The 520-nt window shown below is 40.9% G+C and carries 1 pseudogene; it reads right to left on the bottom strand.

The features are described 5' to 3' along the window. Positions 1-451: pseudogene (locus L5M10_RS24110) on the bottom strand (transposase); the annotation flags it as partial. Positions 452-520 lie beyond the last annotated feature (69 nt).

Below are 520 nucleotides of genomic sequence, written 5' to 3'. Positions count from 1 at the left end.
GCCTTCACTTCACTGCATAAAATAGTMAAGTCTGCATCAATATGTTCTTTTCTTTTTAGCCAATACTTATAGCTACTTCGATGCACTTTGAATGCATTACAAATTGTGAGAATAGAGTGGCTCTGCTTGAGTGCGCTGATTAGCGTAAATTGTTCATCGAGTCTGACATCAAGAGAGCGGTWGCCTTTTTTAGGATAAGATTGTGCTCCTCAAGACGAGCTATTTGCTTCTTCAGCTCACGGATTTCAATTTGTTCAGGGGTAATCGGAGATGCTTTTGGTGTGCCACCCTGGCGTTCTAGTTTTAACTGTCTCACCCATTTATCCATAGTGGACTTACCAACGTTCATCGCCTTTGCAGCTTCGATGATGCTATGGTTTTTATCGAGGACTAATTGGGCTGCTTCAAGTTTGAATTCAGCACTAAATGTTTTTCTGGTTGTCGATCTCATGTGTTCACCTAAAGTCATCTACGAGGTAATAATATCACCTCTATTTAGGTGGCCAAAATTAGTGTGCCA

This window comes from Shewanella sp. SM32 (genome assembly GCF_025654235.1).
In the GTDB taxonomy this organism is placed as follows: Bacteria; Pseudomonadota; Gammaproteobacteria; order Enterobacterales; family Shewanellaceae; genus Shewanella; species Shewanella oncorhynchi.
This window is presented reverse-complemented; position numbering and strand designations above follow the sequence as displayed.